Annotated in this window: 30 protein-coding genes; 9 read left to right on the top strand and 21 right to left on the bottom strand. The window is 57.3% G+C overall.

The window, feature by feature from the left end; genetic code table 11:
* Positions 1–218 precede the first annotated feature (218 nt).
* The 6 genes from rimO to tsaA all read left to right on the top strand — a co-directional run bounded on the left by rimO (position 219) and on the right by tsaA (position 5,428).
* Positions 219–1,556 carry a 30S ribosomal protein S12 methylthiotransferase RimO gene (gene rimO / locus ASD60_RS22900; RefSeq protein WP_003222282.1) on the top strand — a complete coding sequence of 446 codons (1,338 nt, stop codon included), beginning with the start codon at positions 219–221 and terminating at the stop codon, positions 1,554–1,556.
* 123 nt (positions 1,557–1,679) lie between these two features.
* A complete protein-coding gene (locus ASD60_RS22905; protein ID WP_056856159.1) occupies positions 1,680–2,153 on the top strand; it encodes a GNAT family N-acetyltransferase in 474 nt (157 codons plus the stop codon).
* Between the two features lie 185 nt (positions 2,154–2,338).
* Positions 2,339–3,049 carry an rRNA pseudouridine synthase gene (locus ASD60_RS22910; RefSeq protein WP_056856160.1) on the top strand — a complete coding sequence of 237 codons (711 nt, stop codon included), beginning with the start codon at positions 2,339–2,341 and terminating at the stop codon, positions 3,047–3,049.
* Between the two features lie 75 nt (positions 3,050–3,124).
* Complete coding sequence (locus ASD60_RS22915; protein ID WP_056856161.1) at positions 3,125–3,595, top strand: DUF1456 family protein; 471 nt, start codon at positions 3,125–3,127, stop codon at positions 3,593–3,595.
* Positions 3,596–3,788: 193 nt separating this feature from the next.
* Positions 3,789–4,559 carry an SDR family oxidoreductase gene (locus tag ASD60_RS22920; RefSeq protein WP_056856162.1) on the top strand — a complete coding sequence of 257 codons (771 nt, stop codon included), beginning with the start codon at positions 3,789–3,791 and terminating at the stop codon, positions 4,557–4,559.
* 170 nt (positions 4,560–4,729) lie between these two features.
* Positions 4,730–5,428, top strand: coding sequence for a tRNA (N6-threonylcarbamoyladenosine(37)-N6)-methyltransferase TrmO (gene tsaA / locus ASD60_RS22925; RefSeq protein WP_056856309.1), 699 nt, complete (start codon positions 4,730–4,732; stop codon positions 5,426–5,428).
* A 149-nt stretch (positions 5,429–5,577) separates the two neighbouring features.
* Here the strand turns inward: tsaA and fpr are convergent, their stop codons facing one another.
* Positions 5,578–6,357: a ferredoxin-NADP reductase gene (fpr, locus tag ASD60_RS22930; RefSeq protein WP_008054100.1), complete on the bottom strand. Its 780-nt coding sequence runs from the start codon at positions 6,355–6,357 to the stop codon at positions 5,578–5,580.
* 139 nt (positions 6,358–6,496) lie between these two features.
* On the opposite strand from fpr, the gene ASD60_RS22935 reads away from it, so the two are divergent.
* Positions 6,497–7,423 carry a LysR family transcriptional regulator gene (locus tag ASD60_RS22935; protein ID WP_056856163.1) on the top strand — a complete coding sequence of 309 codons (927 nt, stop codon included), beginning with the start codon at positions 6,497–6,499 and terminating at the stop codon, positions 7,421–7,423.
* On the opposite strand, the gene ASD60_RS22940 is transcribed toward ASD60_RS22935, so the two are convergent.
* From ASD60_RS22940 to ASD60_RS22950, 3 genes are all read right to left on the bottom strand, one after another.
* Positions 7,420–7,782 carry a diacylglycerol kinase gene (locus ASD60_RS22940; protein ID WP_008060649.1) on the bottom strand — a complete coding sequence of 121 codons (363 nt, stop codon included), beginning with the start codon at positions 7,780–7,782 and terminating at the stop codon, positions 7,420–7,422. The genes ASD60_RS22935 and ASD60_RS22940 overlap by 4 nt on opposite strands.
* Before the next feature lie 75 nt (positions 7,783–7,857).
* Positions 7,858–8,508, bottom strand: a complete 651-nt coding sequence (gene erdR / locus ASD60_RS22945; RefSeq protein ID WP_056856164.1) for a response regulator transcription factor ErdR — start codon at positions 8,506–8,508, stop codon at positions 7,858–7,860.
* A 210-nt stretch (positions 8,509–8,718) separates the two neighbouring features.
* Positions 8,719–9,462 carry a tRNA-uridine aminocarboxypropyltransferase gene (locus ASD60_RS22950; RefSeq protein WP_056856165.1) on the bottom strand — a complete coding sequence of 248 codons (744 nt, stop codon included), beginning with the start codon at positions 9,460–9,462 and terminating at the stop codon, positions 8,719–8,721.
* A 189-nt stretch (positions 9,463–9,651) separates the two neighbouring features.
* On the opposite strand from ASD60_RS22950, the gene ASD60_RS22955 reads away from it, so the two are divergent.
* On the top strand, positions 9,652–10,074 hold the full coding sequence (locus ASD60_RS22955; RefSeq protein ID WP_056856166.1) for a PA3611 family quorum-sensing-regulated virulence factor: 423 nt from the start codon (positions 9,652–9,654) through the stop codon (positions 10,072–10,074).
* Here the strand turns inward: ASD60_RS22955 and ASD60_RS22960 are convergent, their stop codons facing one another.
* On the bottom strand, positions 10,075–10,269 hold the full coding sequence (locus ASD60_RS22960) for a hypothetical protein (RefSeq protein ID WP_056856167.1): 195 nt from the start codon (positions 10,267–10,269) through the stop codon (positions 10,075–10,077).
* Between the two features lie 484 nt (positions 10,270–10,753).
* On the opposite strand from ASD60_RS22960, the gene ASD60_RS22965 reads away from it, so the two are divergent.
* On the top strand, positions 10,754–11,872 hold the full coding sequence (locus ASD60_RS22965; protein WP_056856168.1) for a TIGR00730 family Rossman fold protein: 1,119 nt from the start codon (positions 10,754–10,756) through the stop codon (positions 11,870–11,872).
* 43 nt (positions 11,873–11,915) lie between these two features.
* Here ASD60_RS22965 and recX read toward each other — a convergent pair whose 3' ends face one another.
* From recX to ASD60_RS23045, 16 genes are all read right to left on the bottom strand, one after another.
* A complete protein-coding gene (gene recX, locus ASD60_RS22970) occupies positions 11,916–12,383 on the bottom strand; it encodes a recombination regulator RecX (protein WP_056856169.1) in 468 nt (155 codons plus the stop codon).
* Between the two features lie 8 nt (positions 12,384–12,391).
* Entirely contained in the window at positions 12,392–13,450 is a 1,059-nt protein-coding gene (gene recA / locus ASD60_RS22975; protein WP_056856170.1) for a recombinase RecA, read from the bottom strand.
* An 83-nt stretch (positions 13,451–13,533) separates the two neighbouring features.
* Positions 13,534–14,034 carry a CinA family protein gene (locus tag ASD60_RS22980; protein ID WP_056856310.1) on the bottom strand — a complete coding sequence of 167 codons (501 nt, stop codon included), beginning with the start codon at positions 14,032–14,034 and terminating at the stop codon, positions 13,534–13,536.
* Between the two features lie 116 nt (positions 14,035–14,150).
* Entirely contained in the window at positions 14,151–14,492 is a 342-nt protein-coding gene (locus ASD60_RS22985; protein ID WP_056856171.1) for a phage holin family protein, read from the bottom strand.
* 159 nt (positions 14,493–14,651) lie between these two features.
* Positions 14,652–15,386, bottom strand: coding sequence for a LexA family transcriptional regulator (locus tag ASD60_RS22990; protein WP_056856311.1), 735 nt, complete (start codon positions 15,384–15,386; stop codon positions 14,652–14,654).
* Positions 15,387–15,917: 531 nt separating this feature from the next.
* Positions 15,918–16,763, bottom strand: a complete 846-nt coding sequence (locus ASD60_RS22995; RefSeq protein ID WP_056856172.1) for a hypothetical protein — start codon at positions 16,761–16,763, stop codon at positions 15,918–15,920.
* Positions 16,764–16,796: 33 nt separating this feature from the next.
* Positions 16,797–17,510 (bottom strand): hypothetical protein, encoded by a 714-nt coding sequence (locus tag ASD60_RS28985; protein ID WP_156386293.1) that lies wholly within the window; start codon positions 17,508–17,510, stop codon positions 16,797–16,799.
* Between the two features lie 59 nt (positions 17,511–17,569).
* The gene (locus ASD60_RS23005) at positions 17,570–18,076 is read right to left on the bottom strand and encodes a lysis system i-spanin subunit Rz (RefSeq protein WP_056856174.1); all 507 of its coding nucleotides are present in this window, start codon (positions 18,074–18,076) and stop codon (positions 17,570–17,572) included.
* On the bottom strand, positions 18,073–18,498 hold the full coding sequence (locus ASD60_RS23010) for a cell wall hydrolase (RefSeq protein ID WP_056856175.1): 426 nt from the start codon (positions 18,496–18,498) through the stop codon (positions 18,073–18,075). Before ASD60_RS23010 ends, ASD60_RS23005 begins: the two co-directional genes overlap by 4 nt.
* Positions 18,499–18,541: 43 nt before the next feature.
* Entirely contained in the window at positions 18,542–19,111 is a 570-nt protein-coding gene (locus ASD60_RS23015; protein WP_056856176.1) for a tail fiber assembly protein, read from the bottom strand.
* Between the two features lie 7 nt (positions 19,112–19,118).
* Positions 19,119–20,279 carry a hypothetical protein gene (locus ASD60_RS23020; RefSeq protein ID WP_056856177.1) on the bottom strand — a complete coding sequence of 387 codons (1,161 nt, stop codon included), beginning with the start codon at positions 20,277–20,279 and terminating at the stop codon, positions 19,119–19,121.
* Between the two features lie 11 nt (positions 20,280–20,290).
* On the bottom strand, positions 20,291–20,890 hold the full coding sequence (locus ASD60_RS23025; protein WP_056856178.1) for a YmfQ family protein: 600 nt from the start codon (positions 20,888–20,890) through the stop codon (positions 20,291–20,293).
* Entirely contained in the window at positions 20,881–21,918 is a 1,038-nt protein-coding gene (locus ASD60_RS23030; RefSeq protein WP_056856179.1) for a baseplate J/gp47 family protein, read from the bottom strand. Before ASD60_RS23030 ends, ASD60_RS23025 begins: the two co-directional genes overlap by 10 nt.
* Positions 21,908–22,306: a phage GP46 family protein gene (locus ASD60_RS23035; RefSeq protein WP_056856180.1), complete on the bottom strand. Its 399-nt coding sequence runs from the start codon at positions 22,304–22,306 to the stop codon at positions 21,908–21,910. Before ASD60_RS23035 ends, ASD60_RS23030 begins: the two co-directional genes overlap by 11 nt.
* Positions 22,307–22,308: 2 nt before the next feature.
* The gene (locus ASD60_RS23040) at positions 22,309–22,815 is read right to left on the bottom strand and encodes a phage baseplate assembly protein V (protein ID WP_056856181.1); all 507 of its coding nucleotides are present in this window, start codon (positions 22,813–22,815) and stop codon (positions 22,309–22,311) included.
* Positions 22,812–23,927 carry a phage baseplate assembly protein gene (locus ASD60_RS23045; RefSeq protein ID WP_056856182.1) on the bottom strand — a complete coding sequence of 372 codons (1,116 nt, stop codon included), beginning with the start codon at positions 23,925–23,927 and terminating at the stop codon, positions 22,812–22,814. Before ASD60_RS23045 ends, ASD60_RS23040 begins: the two co-directional genes overlap by 4 nt.
* Position 23,928 lies beyond the last annotated feature (1 nt).

The raw sequence follows: 23,928 nt of genomic DNA on the forward strand, positions 1-23,928 counted from the left end.
ACTTCACGTTACAGACGTTTTGTTGACTGTAGAAAATCTGTAAAGTCCAACCGCGCGAAGCATAGCGCAGCACTCGTCGCATTTCCCTCCATAAAGCTGGTCAAGTGAACGTCTCACCGCTAGAATTGCGCACTTTTTGATCAGAGGCGCAGTTCAAGCGCCCGTCCGTCGGTTTTGCCCAGCCCGGCAAGCGGCGTCACAAAACACCGAGGTTAGACATGTCCACCACTCCTGCGCCGGCCAATCCAAAGGTTGGCTTCGTATCCCTGGGTTGCCCCAAAGCACTGGTCGACTCCGAGCGCATCCTTACCCAGCTGCGCATGGAAGGCTATGACGTCGTGTCCACCTATCAGGACGCCGATGTCGTGGTGGTCAACACCTGCGGCTTCATTGATTCGGCCAAGGCAGAGTCTCTGGAAGTGATCGGCGAAGCGATCAAGGAAAACGGCAAGGTCATCGTCACCGGCTGCATGGGCGTCGAAGAAGGCAACATCCGCGACGTGCACCCGAGCGTGCTGGCCGTGACCGGTCCGCAGCAGTACGAGCAAGTGGTCAACGCCGTGCACGAAGTCGTGCCGCCGCGTCAGGATCACAACCCGCTGATCGACCTGGTGCCGCCGCAAGGGATCAAACTGACCCCACGCCACTACGCCTACCTGAAGATCTCCGAAGGCTGCAACCACAGCTGCAGCTTCTGCATCATCCCGTCGATGCGCGGCAAATTGGTCAGCCGTCCGGTCGGTGATGTCCTTGACGAGGCCCAGCGCCTGGTCAAGTCGGGCGTCAAAGAGCTGTTGGTGATCTCGCAAGACACCAGCGCCTATGGCGTCGACGTGAAATACCGCACCGGTTTCTGGAACGGCGCGCCGGTGAAAACCCGCATGACCGAACTCTGCGAAGCCCTGAGCACCCTCGGCGTCTGGGTTCGCCTGCACTACGTTTATCCGTACCCGCACGTTGACGAACTGATCCCGCTGATGGCCGCCGGCAAGATCCTGCCGTACCTGGACATCCCGTTCCAACACGCCAGCCCGAAAGTGTTGAAGGCGATGAAACGCCCGGCGTTCGAAGACAAGACCCTGGCGCGGATCAAGAACTGGCGCGAAATCTGCCCGGATTTGATCATCCGCTCGACCTTCATCGTCGGTTTCCCGGGCGAGACTGAAGAAGACTTCCAATACCTGCTGAACTGGCTGACCGAAGCCCAGCTCGATCGCGTCGGTTGCTTCCAGTACTCGCCGGTCGACGGCGCGCCGGCCAACGACCTGGACCTGGAAGTGGTTCCAGATGACGTCAAGCAGGATCGTTGGGAGCGCTTCATGGCGCACCAGCAGGCGATCAGCTCGGCCCGCCTGCAAATGCGCATCGGCCGTGAAATCGAAGTGCTGGTCGATGAAGTCGACGAGCAAGGCGCGGTCGGTCGTTGCTTCTTCGATGCTCCGGAAATCGACGGAAACGTATTCATCGACAATGGCAGCAACCTGAAGCCGGGCGATAAAGTCTGGTGCAAGGTGACCGACGCCGACGAATACGATCTGTGGGCTGAACAGATCTAAACGCAAAAATTATGCAAAGCCCCGCTCTCTTGACGAGATGCGGGGCTTTTTTACGGCTATCGTTTGGTGAAGAACGGAATCTCACTTTTTACAGTCGGTAGCTAAAAGAAGGAGCAGGCGGGCATGCGCCAACATTCGGTCATCCACACACCGAAACAGAGTGACTATGAAGAACTGACCCGGGTCTGGGAGGACTCGGTCCGCGCCACCCATGACTTTCTGCCAGACAGTTACATCAATCTGTTGAAGAATCTGGTGCTGACCCGCTACCTCGATGCCGTCATGCTGATCTGCACCAAGGACGCCAACCAGCGCATTACCGGGTTCGCCGGGGTCGCGGCGGGCAAGGTCGAAATGCTCTTTATTGACCCGCAACACCGCGGTCAGGGCCTGGGCAAGAAATTGCTGCGTTATGCCCTGGAAAACCTCAACGCCGATCAACTGGACGTGAACGAACAGAACCCGCAAGCCCTGGGGTTTTACTTCAAGCAAGGGTTTGAGGTGATCGGCCGCTCGGAAGTCGATGGCATGGGACAGCCCTATCCGTTGTTGCATATGCGCATGCGCCAGGTCCAGCAACGCTCACAACATGGCTGACACACCAGATTAACCCTGTGGGGCTTGCCAGCGATGCGGACGCTGCGGTCAATCCAGATACACCGAGGTGATGCAATCGCTGGCAAGCCAGCGCCCACAGGAATTGCGACCGACCTCAAATGGAACCGGGCTTAACCGGCGCCAGGCAGGTACAATGCCCACCCCTTTTTTGTTACGGCCCTGTCATGACTGACCCGATTCGTCTCTCCAAACGCCTCATCGAACTCGTCGGCTGCTCCCGTCGGGAGGCTGAGCTGTTCATCGAAGGCGGCTGGGTCACCGTCGACGGCGAAGTCATCGACGAGCCGCAGTTCAAAGTCGGCGCACAAAAAGTCGAGCTGGATCCAGAAGCCAAGGCCACTGCCCCGGAACCGGTAACCATCCTGTTCAACGTGCCCGCCGGCATGGACGCGGACACCGCCATGGCGACCATCAGCGCCGAGACGCTGAGCGAAGAACACCGTTACGGCAAACGTCCGCTCAAGGGCCACTTCCAGCGCCTGACCGCCAGCACTGACCTGCAGGCTAACGCCAGCGGCTTGCTGGTGTTCACCCAGGACTGGAAGATCCTGCGCAAACTCACCGCCGACTCCAACAAGATCGAGCAGGAATACGTGGTCGAAGTCGAAGGCGACATGGTCGAGCACGGTCTCAATCGCTTGCAACACGGCCTGACCTACAAGGGCAAGGAATTGCCGCCGGTCAAGGCCAGCTGGCAGAACGAAAACCGCCTGCGCTTTGCCATGAAAAACCCGCAACCGGGTGTTATCGCCCTGTTCTGCCAGGCCGTCGGCCTGAAGATCGTGGGTATCCGCCGGATCCGCATCGGTGGCGTATCCATCGGTAAAGTGCCGTTGGGACAATGGCGCTACCTGTCCGGCAAAGAGAAGTTCTAAGGCTTTTCACGCCGTCACACATTTCGGCGTCGCGCCTGGTTGCGACGCCCACAGTTGAAAATCGGGACTGCCCACATGATTCATAACGACGTACTGCGCAGCGTGCGCTACATGCTCGACATCAGCGACAAGAAAGTCATCGAGATCATCAAGCTCGGTGGCATGGATGTGAAGCTCGAAGACCTGGTGACCTGGCTCGACAAGAAAGAGGAGGACGAGGAAGGTTTCGTACGCTGCCCGGACGAAGTCATGGCGCATTTCCTCGACGGCCTGGTGATCTATAAGCGTGGCAAGGACGAAAGCCGTCCACCGCAGCCGATCGAAGTGCCGGTGACCAACAACATCATCCTGAAAAAACTGCGCGTGGCCTTCGAACTCAAGGAAGACGACATGCACGCGATCCTCAAGGCGGCCGAGTTCCCGGTGTCCAAGCCTGAGCTGAGCGCGCTGTTTCGCAAATTCGGCCACACCAACTACCGCCCGTGCGGCGACCAGTTACTGCGCAACTTCCTCAAGGGCCTGACCCTGCGCGTGCGTCCGCAGTAATCGCCCGCCCGCGTCCCTGTAGGAGCAAAGCTTGCTGGCGATGGTGATCTTGAGGACGCTATCGCCAGCAAGATGTGCGCCTGCAAAAGAAAGGGCAGTCCTGTATGGATGCTCATTCCTCGCAAAAATAGTGGCTCCGCTTCTCGCGGCTGACGACTAGGGTGTAGAGACCCTTAAGTTCTCAGGATTCGCCATGCACCCCTACTTTTCCCTGCAAGGCCGCACCGCTCTGGTGACCGGCGGCACTCGTGGTATCGGCAAAATGATCGCCAAGGCCTATGTCGAGGCTGGCGCGACCGTGTATGTCTGCGCCCGCGATGCCGAAGCTTGCCAGCAAACCGCTGACGAACTCGGTGCCCTTGGGCGCTGCCATGCCGTAGCTGCCAACCTGGCGACGGAAGAAGGCGTGCAACAACTGGCCACACGCCTGGGCGAGCAGATCACCCATCTCGACATTCTGGTGAACAATGCCGGCACCACGTGGGGCGCGCCACTGGAAAGCTATCCCATCAAGGGCTGGGAAAAGGTCATGCAGCTCAACGTGACTTCGGTGTTCAACTGCATCCAGCAGTTCCTGCCGCTGCTGCGCAAGGCAGGTTCCGAAGCGAACCCGGCGCGGATCATCAACATCGGGTCGGTGGCGGGGATTTCCTCCTTCGGCGAACAGGCCTACGCCTACGGTCCCAGCAAAGCCGCACTGCACCAATTGTCGCGGATCCTGGCCCGGGAGCTGGTCAGCCAGCACATCAACGTCAACGTGATCGCACCGGGACGGTTCCCGAGCAAGATGACCCAGCATATCGGCAATGATAAGCAGGCATTGGCCGAGGATACGGCGCTGATCCCCATGAAGCGTTGGGGGCGCGAGGAAGAGATGGCGGCGCTGGCGATCAGCCTGGCGAGTACGGCGGGGGCTTACATGACCGGGAATATCATCCCATTGGATGGTGGGTTCAGCCTCTGATCTTCTCCTGATGATCGTTCCCACGCTCCGCGTGGGAATGCAGCCCGGGACGCTGCGCGTCCCAAGAGCTGACGCAGAGCGTCCATTGAGGCATTCCCACGCAGAGCGTGGGAATGATCATGGTTGATCGGGTTATCATGCCCACCCTCACCCCGCCTCGACCCCAGACCATGACCTACAGCGTTTCCCCCATCGGCTTCGTGCGCTCCTGCTTCAAGGAGAAGTTCGCCATTCCGCGTCAACCGCAACTGGCCCCGGCCGCGCGCGGCGTGTTGGAACTGGTCGCACCTTTCGATCAGGGTGATGCCGTGCAGGGCCTGGAGCACGTCAGCCATGTCTGGCTGCTGTTCCTGTTTCACCAGGCCTTGGAAGAAAAGCCCCGCCTGAAAGTTCGCCCTCCCCGCCTCGGCGGCAACAAATCCATGGGCGTGTTTGCGACACGCGCAACCCATCGTCCCAACGGCATTGGTCAATCCGTGGTGAAGTTGGACAAGGTTGAAGCCAATCGTCTGTGGATTTCCGGCATCGACTTGCTCGACGGCACACCGGTTCTCGACATCAAACCCTACGTTCCCTACGCCGACATCATCGCCACCGCCTCCAACACTATCGCCAGCGCCGCGCCGCAGTTGATTGCCGTAGAGTGGACGGATGCTGCGCTGCACCAGGCTAATGGCCACGCCCAGCGCCTTGCAGAGCCTTTGGTCGAGCTGATCGAGCAATGCCTGGCGCAGGATCCACGCCCGGCCTATCAGACACCTGCGCCGGAACGGGAATACGGCGCGCAGTTCTGGGATGTGGATGTGCGTTGGCATTACCCGACCCCTGACCTGATCCGCGTTCTCGAAGTCATTCCCGCGAAAGCCTGAACGCCGGAAACGAAAAAGCCCGCATGACCGTCCGGGGTCATGCGGGCTTTTTGGATGCGCTGCGAATCTATTGTAGGAGTCGGCTTGCTGGCGATGGCGATCTTAAAGGCGCTATCGCCAGCAAGCCGGCTCCTACACGTGACCTGCGGTCACTTCTCGACGAATGCACGCTCGATCAGGTAATCACCCGGCTCGCGCATCCGCGGCGAAACTTTCAGGCCGAAGCTGTTCAACACTTCGCTGGTCTCGTCGAGCATGCTCGGGCTACCGCACAGCATGGCGCGGTCGTCCTGCGGGTTGATCGGCGGCAGACCGATGTCGCTGAACAGCTTGCCGCTGCGCATCAGGTCGGTCAGGCGACCTTCGTTCTCGAACGGTTCGCGGGTCACGGTCGGGTAGTAGATCAACTTGTCACGCAGCGCATCGCCGAAGAACTCGTTCTGCGGCAGGTGCTCGGTGATGAACTCGCGGTAGGCGACTTCGTTGACGTAACGTACGCCGTGGCACAGGATCACTTTTTCGAAACGCTCGTAGGTTTCCGGGTCCTGGATGACGCTCATGAACGGCGCCAGACCGGTACCGGTGCTGAGCAAGTACAAATGTTTGCCAGGCTTGAGGTCATCCAGCACCAGCGTGCCGGTAGGCTTCTTGCTGATGATGATCTCGTCGCCTTCCTTCAAATGCTGCAACTGGGAAGTCAGCGGACCATCTGGCACCTTGATGCTGAAGAACTCGAGATGCTCTTCCCAGTTCGGGCTGGCGATCGAGTAAGCGCGCATAAGCGGGCGGCCGTTGGGCTGTTGCAGGCCGATCATCACGAACTGACCGTTCTCGAAGCGCAGGCCCGGATCACGGGTGCACTTGAAGCTGAACAGAGTGTCGTTCCAGTGATGAACACTGAGGACACGCTCGTGGTTCATGTTGCTCATGTACGTGGGACTCCTGGAGATTGGTCTGCGCTCGCTCTTGCATGAACAGAGCCGGGGTGCGCAATTGCATCGCATTCTAATAGCGACGACAATATCTGTTAACTGGATTATTAAGATAAGGGTTATCGGTTATATCGATATGCGATTTACTCTCCGTCAACTTCAAGTCTTCGTCGCTGTCGCCCAGCAGGAAAGCGTATCCCGTGCTGCGGGCCTGCTCAACCTCTCGCAGTCGGCGGCAAGCACCTCAATCACCGAACTGGAACGTCAGTGCAGCTGCCAGTTGTTCGACCGTGCCGGCAAACGCCTGAGCCTCAACGCCCTTGGCAAGCAGCTGTTGCCGCAAGCGGTAGCGCTGCTTGATCAGGCCAAGGAAATCGAAGACCTGCTCAACGGCAAGTCCGGTTTCGGCTCATTGGCGGTAGGCGCAACCCTGACCATCGGCAACTACCTGGCTACCCTGCTGATTGGCAGCTTCATGCAGCGCCACCCGGAAAGCCAGGTGAAGCTGCACGTGCAGAACACTGCCAATATCGTGCAACAAGTAGCCCACTATGAAATTGACCTGGGTCTGATTGAAGGCGATTGCAGCCACCCGGACATCGAAGTGCAGAGCTGGGTCGAAGATGAATTGGTGGTGTTCTGCGCGCCGCAACATCCTTTGGCCAAACGCGGCACGGCAAGCATGGATGAACTGAGCCACGAAGCCTGGATTCTGCGTGAGCAAGGTTCAGGCACGCGCCTGACATTTGATCAGGCCATGCGCCATCACCGCAGCGCGTTGAATATCCGCCTGGAGCTCGAGCATACGGAAGCGATCAAGCGCGCAGTGGAGTCCGGCCTGGGGATTGGGTGCATATCGCGATTGGCGCTACGGGACGCATTCCGTCGCGGCAGCCTGGTAGCGGTGGAAACACCGGATCTGGACCTGGCGCGACAGTTCTACTTCATCTGGCACAAACAGAAATACCAGACATCGGCGATGCGCGAATTCCTCGATCTGTGCCGCGCTTTCACCGCAGGGGTTCAGCGCAGCGACGAGATCGTACTGCCCACGATCGCTTAAAGCAGAATCACGGCCCACACCAGCGCAATCATGGTCAGCGCCACCAATTGCGCGGCGCTGCCCATGTCCTTGGCGTTTTTCGACAGCGGGTGCAACTCCAGGGAAATACGGTCGATGGCCGCTTCCACCGCCGAGTTGAGCAACTCGACGATCAGTGCCAGTAAACAGACGGCAATCAGCAAGGCTTGCTCGACCCGGCTGACGTTCAGGAAGAACGACAGCGGGATCAGGATCACATTGAGCAATACCAACTGCCGAAACGCAGCTTCCCCGGTGAAGGCTGCGCGCAGGCCGTCCAGCGAATAGCCGGAGGCGTTGAGAATACGTTTAAGGCCGGTCTGGCCTTTGAAAGGTGACATAGAGTAGGCAACTGACCAAAAAGGAGTGGGAAAGCTAGATTAACCAAAGTCAAAAAAGCGTGAAGAAGCCAACCCTCAGTGGCTCGAAATTGACTCAAGTTGTTGCAGAAGCAACGCTGCCTGAGTCCGGGTCCGCACATTCAACTTACGGAAAATAGCCGTCACGTGCGCCTTGATCGTCGCCTCGGAAACGCTCAGTTCATAGGCGATCTGTTTGTTCAGCAAACCTTCGCAAACCATCGTCAATACCCGGAACTGCTGCGGCGTCAGGCTGGCAAGCCCTTCGCTGGCAGCCTTGGCCTCATCGGATACGCTGACGGCTTCGAATGCCTGCGGCGGCCAGAATACATCGCCATCGAGCACCGCACGCACGGCTTTCTGGATCACGCTCAGGTCACTGGATTTGGGAATGAACCCGCTGGCGCCGAACTCACGAGACTTGACCATGATTGTCGCCTCTTCCTGAGCGGAAACCATCACCACTGGAATCTGCGGGTATTGGCCACGTAACAGCACCAAGCCTGAAAAACCGTACGCCCCAGGCATATTGAGGTCCAGCAGGACCAGATCCCAATCGGCTTTTTCGGTCAGGCGGGTTTCCAGTTCGGCAATGCTCGCCACTTCCACCAGACGCACATCGGGACCAAGCCCAAGGCTCAACGCTTGATGCAAGGCGGAACGGAAAAGTGGGTGGTCATCGGCAATCAGGATTTCGTATGTGGCCATTGTTCAAATGATCCTGTTTTTCCAGCAACTCAAGGTACAGCCAGAGAGCGGTACCCGGGGCACATTGAACGCCGATACATGACTATTCTCGTTGGCACAGAATAGGCGTATCAAACTTCGGCCGCGCACTGATCGGCGCCAAGCATGCCCAGCGAAACCGGGGTGGTCAAGCTACATGGCCACTACAGTCTTTTGCAGTATGAGCGACAATCAATCCCCGCCCGCAGCGATTTTCTGCACGAACGGCAACAACTCGGCGTGTGCCGGCGTTTCGACGTTCATTTCAAGCTGACGCTTGGCATCGAGATAATGCTGGCTGAACACATCGAAATAAGCGTCCAGTGCCGATGCCGCCTGCTCGTCACCCGCCAGATCGAGACACAACGCCGCGACTTCCGCGGTGCACAGGTGCTCGCTGCGGGTGGATCGGCGCAATTGATAACGGGACAGTTTTTCGGGCAACAGGCTGAGGATCGGCAGCGAGTCGAAATACGGGCTCTTGCGGAAAATCTTCCGGGCTTCGGTCCAGGTCGCGTCCAACAGAATGAACAACGGCCGCTTGCTGCCATCCACCGCCACGCTGTGGGTGACGCGCTCGGGTGCGACATATTCCCCTGGAAACACCAGATAAGGCTGCCATTGCGGGTCGGACAACAACGCCAGCATCTGTGGGTCGGTTTCAGTACGCGACCAGATGAACGCGTGGTTATCGCGCACTACGTCGGCAATCAGCCAACCGGTATTGCTCGGTTTGAACACTTCCTTGCTGGTCATGATCAGGCACACACCGGAGCGGGTCTCGACCTGCGGGCGCCAGGCGCACAGGCAGTGACTCTCGATCACGCGGCAGGCACGGCAACGGGTTGCGCGCCAGCCACGGGCCTGAAGCGGCTTGATGCCTTCGTCTTCGCGCTGATCGCGCAGGCGGGCTACTGCATTGGGGGCATGGCTCATGGCAGGCAACGCCAGCGGGAAAAAGGAGTCGACACGAAAAACACTCGGCAAGGCAAAAAGTACCGGCAGTTTACCAGACCGACAGGAGCAAGCCTGTACCGTCCAGGCCGCCTCCCCTATAATTCGCCGCCACTGAACGCACAGTCACGTGACGGGTCAAACCACCCATCACTGCCCCAGGAGAGTTTCATGCTGCGCCTTATCGTTCCCACCGCTGCCATTCTGCTGGCTTCGACCTTCAACGCTCAGGCTGCATCCCTGAGCGAGCAGAATCTGAACAGAGAACTGCGCAACGTCGCCGCACAAAGCAGCGTCGGCACTCCTCGGGCGATCAATGAAGACATTCTCGATCAGGGCTACACCGTCGAAGGCAATGTCCTGATCAACCACCTGAGCGTGCAAAGCAGCCACGCCAACAAGATGCGCGCCGATCCCAAAGCCGTGTACTTCCAGCTGGGCGCCTCCGTCTGCAACAACCCGTCCTACCGTAAATTGATGGCCAAGGGTGCAGTGATGCGTTACGACTTCACCGAAGTGAAGACCAACCGCGCGGTGGGTTCTGCCAGCTACCAGGAATCGGATTGCCCGAAAGCGGTGCCGAAGAAGAAGTAATCAATGAGACTTTGCGCGTCGCTGTTCATCTTCGGCGCGCAACTCTGCCAGCAGTGCCTGCAAGTAACGTGATCGACGCTCCGTGCCTACAAGACGCCGGCAGCACTCCTCCTCGAGACTCAAATGATTGGTCTCGGCCGATGATTTCAACAATCGATACAGCTGCGTATCGATCTCCAGAATGACTCTGGCCATGGTTTCCCGCCTCCTTGCACCTCACTCGCGTTGAGCGAAAAATCCTTTAACTGCTTGTACCGTGCGCCCTGCCGTTGACGCAAAGTTGTCGTATCACACCTGTAACTTAGTAAATCAGAGTGCATGACACTTGGCTTGCGTTCTGACGAGCGGTGAAACCACCTTGCAAATCCTCAATAAGCGGTTGCCAGGCAAGACTTTGCGGCGCAATGATCAATGCAGCGAAAATCACCGCGAAGGTCTAGATTCTACTTATCCACACTCACTTGTCAGGGCAGGAAAAGGGGCCGCCCGTTACGTATTGTGTTGTGCGAACGTTTCTTTCATCCAAGGGACAAACAGAGCCTGTTTGGATGGCCCGGTGACTTTCGGGCCAAGTGGATCGCCCAGGCACGGGCCTGGGGCAGACAGCGACACATGAAGTGTCGTGGCATCGACGATTGCGTAGTCGCCGCCGTGGGCTCTGTGCAGAAGGAGAAGTTGAATGCCTTACCAACCGAATGACCTCCTGAGCCGTCATTTTGAAGAAAGCGGCCACGACCTCATCAGCAAGGTCGAAGAGCAACTCAGCCTTGTTTCCCCCAACAGCCCGAACATCCCAATCTACCGCGACATGATCCTGACCGTGCTGCGCATGGCCCAGGAAGACCACAATCGCTGGAATGCCAAGATCACACTGCAAGCCTTGCGCGAACTGGAACAAGCCTTTCGCGTGCTGGAACAGTTCAAGGGCCGGCGCAAGGTCACGGTCTTCGGTTCTGCCCGCACGCCCATCGAACACCCGCTATATGGTCTCGCCCGGGAACTCGGTGCCACCCTGGCGCGCTCGGACATGATGGTGATCACCGGCGCAGGTGGAGGCATCATGGCCGCCGCTCACGAAGGCGCCGGCCTCGCACACAGCCTGGGATTCAACATCACCCTGCCCTTCGAACAGCATGCCAACCCCACTGTTCAGGGCACAACCAACCTGCTGCCCTTCCACTTTTTCTTCACGCGCAAGTTGTTCTTCGTCAAGGAAGCCGACGCTCTTGTCCTGTGCCCAGGTGGTTTTGGCACGCTGGATGAAGCGCTGGAAGTGTTGACGCTGATCCAGACCGGCAAAAGCCCGCTGGTCCCCGTGGTACTGCTGGACGCGCCGGGCGGCAAGTTCTGGCATGCAGCGCTGGAGTTCATCCAGCAACAACTGGAGGAAAACCGTTACATCCTGCCGACCGACATGAATCTGGTGAAACTGGTCTACACCGCCGAGGAAGCCGTGGAGCACATCAACCAGTTCTACAGCAACTTCCACTCCAGTCGCTGGCTCAAGCATCAGTTCGTGATCCGCATGAACCATACGCTCAGTGAGCGCGCCCTCGAACATATGCAGAAGGCATTCGCTGATCTGTGCCTGAGCGATCACTTCCATCAGCATGCGGACAGTGGCGAGGAACACGACGAAGTACAGTTCAGCCACCTGGCGCGCCTGGCCTTCACCTTCAACGCACGTGATCACGGTCGGTTGCGAGCGCTGGTGGACTACATCAACCTGCCGGAAAACTGGGCACAATCCCAACCTCAGGCACAACAACGTACACGAACGCCGTCCAAGATCACGTAATGCAAAAAAAACGGCCCGCTATCGAAATAGCGAGCCGTTTCAGTTAATCGTCCATCCCTCGGCCGCTGAACAAGCGGCTGATCATCTCCATGGAGAATCCCCTGTACGCCAGGAACCTGCCCTGCTTGGCTCGTTCCCGCGCGTCGATCGGTAACTGGCCGGAGAACTTGCGCCGCCAGGTGTCTGCCAGTTGCTCCTGCCAGTCGATGCCACTCTCGCGCAAGGCCAGTTCGATATCGCTGCGTTGCAGACCACGCTGGCTCAATTCTTCACGAATCCGTAAAGGGCCATATCCGGAACGGGCTCGGTAGGAAACAAAACTCTCGAGGTAACGGGATTCGGATAACAAACCCTCTTCCGTCAGCCGGTCGAGCGCTGTATCGATCATTTCAGGGAGGGCGCCGCGCTGACGCAGTTTACGCGCCAGCTCAACCCGACCGTGCTCGCGTCGTGCGAGCAGGTCCATTGCGGTTCGCCGCACCGCGACGAGTGTATCGAGTACGACGGTCATCGGATCAATCAGATATCAGCGTCAGCCAGATCGTCTTCGGTCTCTTTGACCGCAGAAGCCTTGGCGTCCGCTACCGACGCCGGGGACAGCAACTTGTCACGCAGTTGCTTCTCGAGCGTTGCGGCGACGTCCGGGTTATCCGCCAGGTACTTGGCCGAGTTGGCTTTGCCCTGACCGATCTTGGTGCCGTTATAGGCATACCAGGCACCGGACTTCTCGACGAAACCGTGCAGCACGCCGAGGTCGATCATCTCACCGTTGAGGTAGATACCCTTGCCGTAAAGAATCTGGAACTCGGCCTGACGGAACGGCGAAGCTACTTTGTTCTTCACAACCTTGACGCGGGTTTCACTACCGACGACTTCATCACCTTCTTTCACCGCACCCGTGCGACGGATGTCCAGACGTACCGATGCGTAGAACTTCAGTGCGTTACCACCGGTGGTGGTTTCCGGGCTGCCGAACATCACGCCGATTTTCATACGGATCTGGTTGATGAAGATCACCAGGCAGTTGGCGTTCTTGATGTTGCCGGTGATTTTACGCAGCGCCTGGGACATCAGACGGGCTTGCAGGCCCACGTGCATGTCACCCATTTCGCCTTCGATTTCAGCCTTCGGCACCAGTGCCGCCACGGAGTCAACGATGATCACGTCAACCGCGTTGGAGCGCACCAGCATGTCGGTGATTTCCAGGGCTTGCTCACCGGTGTCTGGCTGGGAAACCAGCAGATCATCGACGTTGACGCCCAGCTTGCCGGCGTACTCAGGGTCGAGGGCGTGTTCGGCGTCGACGAATGCGCAGGTCGCGCCGGCTTTTTGAGCCTGGGCGATCACGGACAAGGTCAGCGTGGTTTTACCGGAAGATTCAGGACCGTAGATTTCAACAATACGGCCTTTTGGCAGACCGCCGATGCCGAGAGCGATGTCCAGACCCAGAGAGCCAGTAGAGATGGCCGGGATCGCCTGACGGTCCTGATCGCCCATACGCATTACGGCACCCTTGCCGAATTGACGTTCGATCTGACCCAGGGCCGCAGCCAAGGCTTTCTTCTTGTTGTCGTCCATTAAAGTCCTCACGTAATCAATAAGGCCTGACGGCCAACACCTGTATAAGTAGCCAGTATTATTCCACAGCGATTCCGGATCGCCTACCCCTGATTTGAGATTTCTGCCTTGGTGTAGCGCAGCAGCCCCTCTAGTGCGGCCTTTACCGTTTGTCGGCGGACCTCGTCACGGTCACCGACAAAGTGCTGCACTTCACTGAATACCCGTTCGCCAACGCCCCAGGCCAACCATACCGTGCCCACCGGCTTGCTTTTCGAACCACCATCAGGCCCGGCAATGCCGCTGACCGCCACGGAAAAAAACGCACGGCTTTTTTCCTGCGCACCTTTGGCCATCGCCTCGACCACCTCGCGACTGACCGCCCCCACCGAAGTGAACAACTCCACCGGGACGTTCAATTGCAGGTTCTTCTGCAGATTGGAGTAGGTGACATAACCGGCCTCGAACCATGCCGAACTGCCGGGAATCCGGGTGATCGCCTCGGCGATCCCGCCACCGGTACATGACTCGGCGGTGGACACATGGGCATTTAGAAGCTGCAACTGCCTGCCAAGGTCATCGGCCAGTTGGGTGATTGCTTTCACGGTCATCTCCTGATCGGGCGGAATGAGACTAACCGTACACCAGCGCATCGCACTTGCAAGTTATCGGGACGATCAATGTGTAAGGGATGAATGCCGGTGCCTGGTTTAGCTGCTAATCAGTCCTCAGCTTCATCGGGCAGGACATCGCGCACGCCCAGCCTTTTGGCCACCCAGCGTTCATAAAGCCCCAAAACCACGTCCGTCCCGGCCATCGCTGTCAGGCACCCTCCTGCGCATACGGCCCAAATCGAAACATTGGCAGCGTGCAGCAGCATGATCGCCGAAGCACCGCAGACCACGCTGGAGCCAGACCGCATGATCAGACGCCGGAGAAGAGGTCTGCCAGTAACCCCTTCTTTATCAGCGCGCCACATTTCGCCGACGATTCCGCCAACCAGAGGCAGGGTGATGAATAGCCAGAGAGGCATGTCCAACAACGCATAATGCTCCGTGGTCATTTCACGCCTCCTTGGATGACAGCCCACCAAATGAGCAAGGAGAATATGCACTTATGCATAGACAGTCAATGCATCAATGCATGAATCGCGATCACCCCCATGCATTCAACAGACAAAAAAACCGCTCAAATGAGCGGTTTTATCGGACTGTCAAACGGACTAACGGGCGTACATACCCCACCAGAAAACATGACCCAGAATGACAATCTGCTCTTCCTGCATTTCCTGGAAGGTGTAGTCCTCGTCCGGGTGTTCATCGCGATTGAAGCTGCGCAGGCGAATCCCGGTGGGCAGGCGATAAAGCTGTTTTACCCGTAGCTGGCCGTTATGGTTGATTGCATAAAGGTCGCCATCGATGATGTCGCCAATTCCGCATTTGCCGGCATTGACCCCGACCGTGGCACCGTCACGCAGCACTGGCAGCATGCTGTTGCCACGCACGGTCACGCATTTGGCCTGGTCGAACTGCACACCGTTATGGCGCAAGCTGCGTTTGCCAAAGCGCAGGCTGGAGCGCTCGCTTTCTTCGATGACGAATCTTCCTGATCCCGCAGCCAATTCAACCTCGCGAAGAAACGGCACCGACACCTCGTCATCATCGACGGGGGTATCGTCGTCCCACAGGCTTATATCCTTGAGTTCCGAATGCAGTACATCGCGTCCACCAGCGGCAAGCGGCGCGACTTCGACGCGGCCACGCAATTGGTCAGTACTGACGGCGAAGTACTCGGCGATCTTCGAAATGTGTTTATCCGACGGGTCAACGATCTTGCCGCTGAGAATCCGCGAAAGTGTCGATTGAGGCACGCCGGTACGCCGGTGAAGCTCCGTGGGGGAGATCCCGTGCTGATCGAGCAGCGCTCTTAATACGGTAGAAACATTGCGTTTTTGCATAACGCGCATAGTGCTTGTTCTTTTCGCGAGAGGCAAATGCAGAATTGCATTAATGACGCATAAACAGCGCGTAAACCAACAGAAACAGACCACGTGGCGTTCGTGCCTGCGTCCGGCAGACCGCCCATGTTAATCTTGCGCCCATTGCGGAAAAGCCGGGCCAATGCCCCACTTTTGCCCCACACCTTTCGACGAGTTTTCCGATCCCCAATGAATAAAGCACTCTCCGACCTGTCCTCCCACACGCCGATTGTGTTGGAGTACTAGCGAGAAAAAGCCCTACAGCCCAATAAACAAAGGGCTGTAGGGCTTTTTTGACAACTCGGATTTATTGTTCATTTGGCATTAAATGGCATAGATTGGCGTACGATTTGCCCCATTTTTGCCCCATTGTTTTTTTTGAGAACAGCCATCCGCTCTATTCATGGATAGGGATTCGAACCCCTTCTTGCGTCCTCGCAGTCCGCAAACCAGTTAGGCACAATATCGGTGAGCGTCAGAATGGCAATGGCATGATGGTTTTGAATGAACTCACGCGACCCGAACTCTCTTGAATACAGTAGCAATTTCATGAAGCAGATTGACTCCGGCCTCGGTGAGTGCGCCATCGTGGCTTGTGAACCCTCTCGAGCTTAGACCAATGATTGAACTGTAACCAATCTTTTTAGTCGCTAGCAGCCCCCGAAGAAAATGGGTCAGTTGTTCACGATTCGCCTTTAACACTTCTTCACATGAAAGTATTCTTACTATCTCCTTCAAAACTTCCACTCGTTTTAAAGATGCGTCATATTTTTGTACCAGCTTTTCATTTTGCTCAATAGCAGAAATGTTATTATCTGCAGGAATTAGGTCGTAATGCTCGACCCCAAATTCCTTAGCATTACAAACAGCATTTTCAACAACGATCACGAGTACATCTATCCACCCATAACCTAAACGCAAAGTGCCATCAAGATCAATGCATGCATCCGGCTCAGCTCCAAAACTAACAATAAACTCTTTTGGCATCGACCCGAACGTTACACCAGAGGAAAACTCTGCCTCATGGACTAAACCATTTCTATAAAAAACATAAAGAACCTCACATAAGTCAAGCTCTTTATCCTTTTGCATCCCCTGAAAAACAATTCCGGACCGAACGAACTGATGATCACCAAATTCATCGAAAAGGATTGTCGCTAACCTAGAGCCGAGAAACATGGTAAACGCCTCCCTATCCCCCATTTTGCTTTTTGGGTTAATCCGTGAAGAAGTACCTTGGGGGAAGACTTTTTTTGCGGAAGCTGCCACTGCCAAAAGCGCAAGAGTTAATGCCCCAACGTATCGACGATGTTCCGCGAGAAATTTTGCATCATCTATTTGCTCAAGAATACTCATAGTCCCTCCACCCCGAGCACACAAAAATACAATTCAGACAGCTAAGTAGAACTCAACGATATCCCACGTTTCTCTCAATAACTTTTCTTGCTCTTCAACATTAATAAATGACAGACCTCCATGTCTAGTTTCTTTTGCCATTTCGGCTATCCATCCAATTTTTTCTTTGGAGAAACCAGACACCTTACGAAACCTTTCCCACTGTACGGATTTCGGCTCCACATCAAGCTCATGAACAGCAGCACAGTGCTTACGAAGGGATTCTATTGCGCGATAACAGTAGAAAGCGGAGTCATCAATAAAACGCATAGCCGAAGAGAGATCAGCCAAGCATCTATGTATAAATAATCCATGCTCCCCAAGAAGGTGAACTTGTACTTTCCTGACAGCAACATCGTAATCAATTTCCGATCTTCTACTTGTAATTGTCGGATGATCTATCCCCACAACTACATCCATACCCAATTCACGATTTATTATTCGTGTAACTTGAAAGTCGTACGTATAACCATTCAAAAATGAAAAGACATTAAGCAAGTTTGACATCAAATAATGAGATAGGTTTTTAAGATCAGCAGCAGAGACCCCGCTTTCAACATCTATCCATATTGCTACTTGATTGAGAAGTATCGAAACTTTTGCTGAACAATTTTGATCCAATGCAACATGCCGAAACCTCAATGAGAACTCGTATGTAATGGGCGCCCTTTCGGGCAAAACAATCCCCTGAACAAAGTATACTTCCATTTATTCACCTATGACTCTTAGTAATGGACAACTTATCGAATCATAGACTGTTGCACGATTCAGCGCGAAATCTCCCGCAGATAGGCCTGACAAGCTGCCAATGCGATCAATCCTTCGTCACCGATATCTGTGATGGCAACAATTCGTTGAGCATGCGCTGGGTCAAGTTCGGCTCGTATGGGACCATGAACCAAGCCGCCGGGGCCGGAGGTGGCAGGCATTGAACAGCCACCGGTTGAACGTTGGTCGAGTAGGACTGACAGCCGCAGATCAGAAGTGGCAAGGCGGTCGCGCAAGCGAGCTTGATTGGTTTGAGCATCGCTCAGTTCCTTGTAGTGGGTTTGCTCACTGGACGACAGGCGCTGTTCGAGCGCGAGTCGCTTATCCTGATCGGCACGCACCTGTGCGGCGGCTGCATTGCTGATGGCTACGAGATCAGCGCCGTGCGAGCTGGCCTGCTCAGCTAACTGCTGACCGTAGCGCCAGTCCTGCACCTTCCACATGCCGCCGGCGGAGATCAGAACCAGCGCCAGTAGACCTGCAAGTTTCAATGCTCCCGGGTTCATGGCACATCCTTGAAGAAGATGTGATGACCGAGCCGTAGTGTCTCTTTGGCGCCTCTCACCCAGGTCGGTGGCTTCGGCATGCTGGTTGCGTAGTAGTGCGTGGCGCCGCCGGTAGGGTCCGGTACCTTGCCGGCCATTACCTGGTCAGCGGCGGACTGCGCCTGGGCAAACTCGCGGACCGGAATCGACTTCGCGCCCGACAGGTATGCGTAGTTCGGATCGCTCTTGTTCCAGCAGCTGAACTGGTACGGTTTCTGGCAAACACAGGCATAGCCCTCCCCCCACCAGGACTTGGCCTTGCCGTCGTTCACTCGATTGCGAATGGTCCAGGCCACCGCGATCTGTCCCGCCAGGCTTTCGCCCCGAGCTTCACCCCAAAGCGTTCTAGCGAGAACATCGCGATCTTTGTCAGTTGCGGTCATTACTTTTCTCCAGACAAAAAAATGCCCCTGCGGTAAGGGGCGTTTATGACGCTTCGGGAAGACCGGGCGGCGAAGGCCAAGCAACGGACTGTGGGTATCCGACTTGCTGCTCGATCCGGTTTAAGTCAATGCGGTAGCGCTTCCACTTCAATAGCGCGGCCGCTTCCTCAGCGGTGGCTTCTCCCAGCTCCTGAGCATCTTGTAAGGGCGCAATGCGTATGGCGGCAGTACGCAAACGGCTATCACGCTCAGCCAATACCTCGATCGCCTTGGCCTGCGTTTGTGCGGCGCTATCCAGCGCCCAAGCACCCGATACCCACACATGGAAAGGACTAGGTGGTGGATCCAGCGTCAGCCCTTCCGGCAGTTCGCCCAGTTCGTCGAATTGCTCCGCTTCGCCCGTGGCGGTGCTGTACACCGGGCCGCGATGGTCGGCCAGCAACACCGGGACGCCTTCCAGCAGCACCCACACAAAACTGACGGCAGGGGGTTCAAGCACCTGCGGCAATTCGACAGCGTTGTCGGGCATCTGGCAGCCAATGCCGGGTACCACAGCCAGCGTAAACGGACCGGAAAGAATGCCGGCCTGACCCATCAAATAAATTGCATTCATAAACACCTCAAATCAGTTTGATACGGCCAGGGTAGGCAATATGACGCGGATAGCCTTCGCTACCACCCTCCAAGCTGACAGCACCTGTAGGGAGTTGTGAACCCACGCCGGTGTTGGCATAAGCCACCAAGCCGTTACTGCCGGAAGTGCCGTTGAGACCGAGAAAGCTGCGGGCTCCGTGCTCGTGGGCCTTGTTCTGGCTGAGCTTGGAACTGCCAGGCAAGCGATCGACATCTACGCCGCGCGCTTCATCGAGTGCCCGGACGAACTCGCCACGTCCTTCGGGGCTACGGAAAGTCGAAGCGCCGTCACCCGAGGTCCACATGCCCTCCTTTCCGGCGCGCAGCGCTTCAGTGGTCAACATTCCCGACGCCTGCGCGTGATCCCACACCCACGGCCACTCGGCGCGGTTATAGATCAGCCCGTGATGCGCTCCCCATCCGCCAGGGGGAAACGCCGTTGTGGTTTCGAAGGCCTGCCGGCCCAGCGCCGTATTGTCATAACGGCCCACCGGCCACCAACTGCCGGCGCCGTCGCTGCGCAGGTGCCACCAGTCGCCAGCTCCCATCAGCACAAAAAAGGGATAGCCGGCAGGCGCAAGGTGCGTGTGAAACTTGATCTTGTCGCCGCCCGCCGCCGTAACAGTTAAGCGATTCCCGCCGTTATCGACGCGGCGAATAATCACATCACGAACGCCCAGCGCTGCATTCGCAGCCGGCAGGGTGATGTTCATGACGCTGGCAGTGGCATCGGCCAACACCAACCCAAGATCATTAGCGACCAGAACCTTAGAGGCGATAGTAGAAATAACCACGGCGGCGGTTTTTTTCGCAATCGCCTGATGCACCCGCACCGGTGACATGGATTTTTTTGTGTCGGTACCATCTTCCGCCTCAGCCTGGGTCGCTTGTTTAACCAGGCCCAGGACTGTGGCGGTAGCCTCGGGAGTCGCACCGGCCAAGAGTTGGTTGATGGCCTGTAACAGTTGGTCATTGTCTTCTTCATCAGGAGCCAACCCTGCCGCTTGGATAACCGCCAGCAGCTCCTCCGTGACCGCGTTCCCCCACTGCGCAGGGATCAAGGATCCCGGCGTCCCACCCAACGGGTCTTCATCTGCAAATTTGCCATTTACCAGCCCGATGCTTGGCACACTAATCGGAAAATCCACGTTCTTACCCCTCAGTCATAATTGATGTGCACAACGGTGTGCGCCGGCGCCGGCCGACGGATGAGGCATTCGAGCGCGTTGCCTGGGTTGGAACCGAAACGCTCGCCCCAGTAACTGACGCCGAAGCGCCGGCCCTGCCGATGCCGGCCGCCGGTGTTCAGCGTCCACATAAACTGCGCACGCCAAGTACCGAAGTGCGCGGACCCGAAACGAGAACGCCCCATTCGGGGCGCTCTGTGTTCGGTAATGGTGGCGTTCGGGTAGCCCTGGCTGACGGCTATATCGAGGAAGTAGGCCCGGCTCTGCCCGCCCACCTCTACCAGCCTTCGGCGAACGGCAAGCCGCCGATCTTCAAATGCCGGGTTTGGCCCCAGACAGGAATCCGGCAGGCCCATGATCGACTCCCAGTCGGGCACCAATTCGTTGACGCCTGCCGGATCCATCTCGTTCAGCAGATCCACGGCGCGCGCATCTAGGCGGGAGAACTCAACCGCCACCCCGTCCAGTACCAGGGCAATCTCCGGTACCAATTCCGGATCCCACGCAGGGCCGGCAGGCAGTAGCCCCTGAAGCTGACGCCGATATTCCTCGGCAGTTCTGGTCACACCCATGTGATGCCCCCAAACGTCAGCAGTTGGTTGGTGGCAGGCACGACATCCGCAGCGGGCAAAATCAGTTGGTGGTCGTTTTCACCTGACGAACCACTGATTGCCTCGGCGATGTGAGTCAGTAACAGGGTCTCCCCAAGGCCCGCCTCGCGTGCGTGCAGGTCGACCAGCTGCGCCGATATCGCGGCACGTACCGCGCTGGTGTCCGGCACCGCGTGGATGCTGTACAGCACGGGCATCCTGACCGGCGCCAACACGAACAGCTCGGCAGTCACCGGGCGCAAGGGCTCGATGTAGGCCTTCACTTCCGCCAATTGAGTCGGGTTCGGTACCGGCTCTTCATCGCCGTCTCGCATCACGAATAATCCGACGGTGCCCGGCCCCATGTAACTATCCCGACACCAGGCCCGGGTGATACCGGGATATTCGAGCGCCCAGGTTTCATAGTCGTTAGCAGAGCCCCCGTGTGGGATCACCCGGTACGAGCGCACTACCCGCGCGCGCAATGACTCAACACTCTCCGCAGCGATGCCTCCGGCCAGGCCCGGTGCCACAACGGTAAACGCGTTGACGATGCCCTCTACCGGCTGGACTAACGTTAAGGTCAGCCCTGAGTCAGCATTGCCAAGGGTGCCGGCATCCACCGCTTCAATCGACGCCGTATTAAGGCCTGCCACAGTCGTGACGCCTACTGCCACCTTGTAGGTGCGACCATCCCCAGCCTGCAAAACCACATCGGCATCGAGCGCCACGCCCGCGCCGGCGGTAAAGCTGACCGAACCTTCGGCTGGCTGTGCAGGATTGCGTGGCTGATTCAGACGCAGCAGAGCAACCCGCTCTAGCGTTTCTTCATCCGCTCGATCGGGCAGGATCTGCTCGACAATCCAGTCGAGGTAACCATACAAACCATAGGCCACACCGCCCAAGGTTCTGGCGAGCACTTGCGCATCGGAGCGCCGCAGCGAATCACCGGCCAAATCGGCTTGAGTGCGGCCAATCAGGACAGGCAATGAAGGTGTTTCAAACGGCATAGATCACCTGCCATGACGTGGGTGGTTTAATTTCGAGCTTCGCGCCACTGGCGATGGTCAGTGTTGGAATCAGGTTCAGACGATTGATGTCCACCTTCTCGCTGGCAATATCGATGGCGATCACTTCACCGTCATCAAGCAGCCACTGGAGCGCCTCGCGAGCATAAAACTCAGCATCGCGTTGGGTATCCGACGTGAGCCTCACCCGGCGCAGCAGCCACAGGCGCGAGCCAATGCGGTCATCGGCGATCGGCGGATAACTGTCACCCCACCAGCCATATCGCTCTTCATCGTCGATGGGGTCATCCGTTTCGGCTCGCCGCCAGGTGTAAAGACTGATTGTCACTGCCCGAGTAAATTTCGCTTCTAGTTCGGAAGTCATGACCATGATCAGCCCCCCGCTACCGGCACGCCGCTCTGTCCGCTGCCAACCTGAACGTCGCCATGGACGTGTTCTATCTGGCTGATTCCGCCGGCCACCTGATCACCAGTTGAAACGATTCGTCCGGTCTGGGTGATCACCGGCGTATCGATATTCACCGCCGTGGTGGCCTTGATGTTCAGGGTCTGGGTTTCAATGTCGATGACCCGCCCGCGCTTGAAGTGCACCCGATCGCCTTCGTCGGTGTAGATGGCGACTTCACCGGGCTTCAGTGCCTGAATGCGATAACGCCGATCGGTCGCCACCAGCACCACGGCGTGGGAACGATCGCCACCGAGAAACGCCGTCAGCACTTCAGCACCGGGCAATGGGTTACTGGTGAAGCCGTAGGGCTCGAAATGTTCGGCGCCGTCCTTTAGTTCGTTAGCCGTGAGGCGCAGCTGTAGGCTCTGAAGCTTTCTGGCGGCATCGGCCAGGACCACCGTGCCGCGTACCAAGATACTTTTAAGGTTCATTTTTTTGGCTCGTAGTCGGCAGGAATGAGGTATTCGAAGTTGTCGCCCTTGCCGCCCTTCTTCACCTTTCGTTTGCTATGCGAGTCTTTCGGCTCAGGCTCGAAGCTTTCCGGCGGCCCCACTTCCAGCTTGGTGATCATTCCCTGGTCGCTCAGGCTGTAGGTGATACGCGAGATCAACATGTCCCGATCCATGCCGATGATGGGATCGATCACCCGGGCAATCATGTTGTGCCGCCAGAGCTGGCCGTTGGACTGACGCCAGCCCTGCACGGTGTAGGTAACTGACAAGGCCTTGCCCATACGGCTACTGCGCTCCCAGTTAGCGCGCGCCTGCGCCAGTTCATTGGTCACCTGGCCGGATTCCTGAATGATCAATACGCGCTTGCGACCCACGCGGTCATCCGCCAGCGTGGCAGACACCTCGGCTGCATCGGCTCCATACTCTTCGTCGGTACCGCTCTTCTGGCCCAGCACCCGGTATTCAGAAAACACGCCGGAGAAATCGAGCGGCGCGTCCCCGGCCTTGACGTTCTTGCCTACCTCGATCGCATCGAAGGTGCGACCTGCACTGCCAGGGCTTGCAAGCACTGCAGCGCCGCGCGCGTCGTCGGTCGAGAACACCCGGAACAAGGTCAGCAAACGATCCGTTGAGGAAAAAACCGTCTCGCCCGGTTCAATTGTGTGATCGGAAAGCTTGCCGCCTTCGGGAATTTCGCTGATGACCGGGACGCTGTAGGGCGAGGCCAATGCCTTGACGATCGACAACACCGACTGATTGTTCCACTGCCCGGGCTTATTGGTCGCCGCGCAATCCACCAGGTCCGCCGTCAACGACCGGCCGCTGATGGATTTGGTGATTTGCTTGTCGTCGTAGCTTACCGGCGTGGCGAACACCCAAGCCGTCAGCACCAGGTCGCGGCCGATTCGAACCTGGCATTTGTCGCCCTGCCTGATCGGAATGTTCTGGGCTTCCTCCGCCCACTTCCAGGTCAATGACACATTGAACGATCGGGCCTGATCCTCAAGGCCGGCAGTGATCTCCACCGATTTCCAGCCGAAGTAATCCAGGCCGTCAACCGTCAGGGTGACCGCGTTTTGCTCATCAGACATG

Source organism: Pseudomonas sp. Root562, assembly GCF_001427125.1.
GTDB lineage: Bacteria > Pseudomonadota > Gammaproteobacteria > Pseudomonadales > Pseudomonadaceae > Aquipseudomonas.

Coding starts and splice junctions, on each gene's coding strand:
- rimO (WP_003222282.1), top strand. CDS start 219: ATGTCCACCACTCCTGCGCCGGCCAATCCAAAGGTTGGCTTCGTATCC.
- ASD60_RS22905 (WP_056856159.1), top strand. CDS start 1,680: ATGCGCCAACATTCGGTCATCCACACACCGAAACAGAGTGACTATGAA.
- ASD60_RS22910 (WP_056856160.1), top strand. CDS start 2,339: ATGACTGACCCGATTCGTCTCTCCAAACGCCTCATCGAACTCGTCGGC.
- ASD60_RS22915 (WP_056856161.1), top strand. CDS start 3,125: ATGATTCATAACGACGTACTGCGCAGCGTGCGCTACATGCTCGACATC.
- ASD60_RS22920 (WP_056856162.1), top strand. CDS start 3,789: ATGCACCCCTACTTTTCCCTGCAAGGCCGCACCGCTCTGGTGACCGGC.
- tsaA (WP_056856309.1), top strand. CDS start 4,730: ATGACCTACAGCGTTTCCCCCATCGGCTTCGTGCGCTCCTGCTTCAAG.
- fpr (WP_008054100.1), bottom strand. CDS start 6,357: ATGAGCAACATGAACCACGAGCGTGTCCTCAGTGTTCATCACTGGAAC.
- ASD60_RS22935 (WP_056856163.1), top strand. CDS start 6,497: ATGCGATTTACTCTCCGTCAACTTCAAGTCTTCGTCGCTGTCGCCCAG.
- ASD60_RS22940 (WP_008060649.1), bottom strand. CDS start 7,782: ATGTCACCTTTCAAAGGCCAGACCGGCCTTAAACGTATTCTCAACGCC.
- erdR (WP_056856164.1), bottom strand. CDS start 8,508: ATGGCCACATACGAAATCCTGATTGCCGATGACCACCCACTTTTCCGT.
- ASD60_RS22950 (WP_056856165.1), bottom strand. CDS start 9,462: ATGAGCCATGCCCCCAATGCAGTAGCCCGCCTGCGCGATCAGCGCGAA.
- ASD60_RS22955 (WP_056856166.1), top strand. CDS start 9,652: ATGCTGCGCCTTATCGTTCCCACCGCTGCCATTCTGCTGGCTTCGACC.
- ASD60_RS22960 (WP_056856167.1), bottom strand. CDS start 10,269: ATGGCCAGAGTCATTCTGGAGATCGATACGCAGCTGTATCGATTGTTG.
- ASD60_RS22965 (WP_056856168.1), top strand. CDS start 10,754: ATGCCTTACCAACCGAATGACCTCCTGAGCCGTCATTTTGAAGAAAGC.
- recX (WP_056856169.1), bottom strand. CDS start 12,383: ATGACCGTCGTACTCGATACACTCGTCGCGGTGCGGCGAACCGCAATG.
- recA (WP_056856170.1), bottom strand. CDS start 13,450: ATGGACGACAACAAGAAGAAAGCCTTGGCTGCGGCCCTGGGTCAGATC.
- ASD60_RS22985 (WP_056856171.1), bottom strand. CDS start 14,492: ATGACCACGGAGCATTATGCGTTGTTGGACATGCCTCTCTGGCTATTC.
- ASD60_RS22990 (WP_056856311.1), bottom strand. CDS start 15,386: ATGCAAAAACGCAATGTTTCTACCGTATTAAGAGCGCTGCTCGATCAG.
- ASD60_RS22995 (WP_056856172.1), bottom strand. CDS start 16,763: ATGAGTATTCTTGAGCAAATAGATGATGCAAAATTTCTCGCGGAACAT.
- ASD60_RS28985 (WP_156386293.1), bottom strand. CDS start 17,510: ATGGAAGTATACTTTGTTCAGGGGATTGTTTTGCCCGAAAGGGCGCCC.
- ASD60_RS23005 (WP_056856174.1), bottom strand. CDS start 18,076: ATGAACCCGGGAGCATTGAAACTTGCAGGTCTACTGGCGCTGGTTCTG.
- ASD60_RS23010 (WP_056856175.1), bottom strand. CDS start 18,498: ATGACCGCAACTGACAAAGATCGCGATGTTCTCGCTAGAACGCTTTGG.
- ASD60_RS23015 (WP_056856176.1), bottom strand. CDS start 19,111: ATGAATGCAATTTATTTGATGGGTCAGGCCGGCATTCTTTCCGGTCCG.
- ASD60_RS23025 (WP_056856178.1), bottom strand. CDS start 20,890: ATGGGTGTGACCAGAACTGCCGAGGAATATCGGCGTCAGCTTCAGGGG.
- ASD60_RS23030 (WP_056856179.1), bottom strand. CDS start 21,918: ATGCCGTTTGAAACACCTTCATTGCCTGTCCTGATTGGCCGCACTCAA.
- ASD60_RS23035 (WP_056856180.1), bottom strand. CDS start 22,306: ATGGTCATGACTTCCGAACTAGAAGCGAAATTTACTCGGGCAGTGACA.
- ASD60_RS23040 (WP_056856181.1), bottom strand. CDS start 22,815: ATGAACCTTAAAAGTATCTTGGTACGCGGCACGGTGGTCCTGGCCGAT.
- ASD60_RS23045 (WP_056856182.1), bottom strand. CDS start 23,927: ATGTCTGATGAGCAAAACGCGGTCACCCTGACGGTTGACGGCCTGGAT.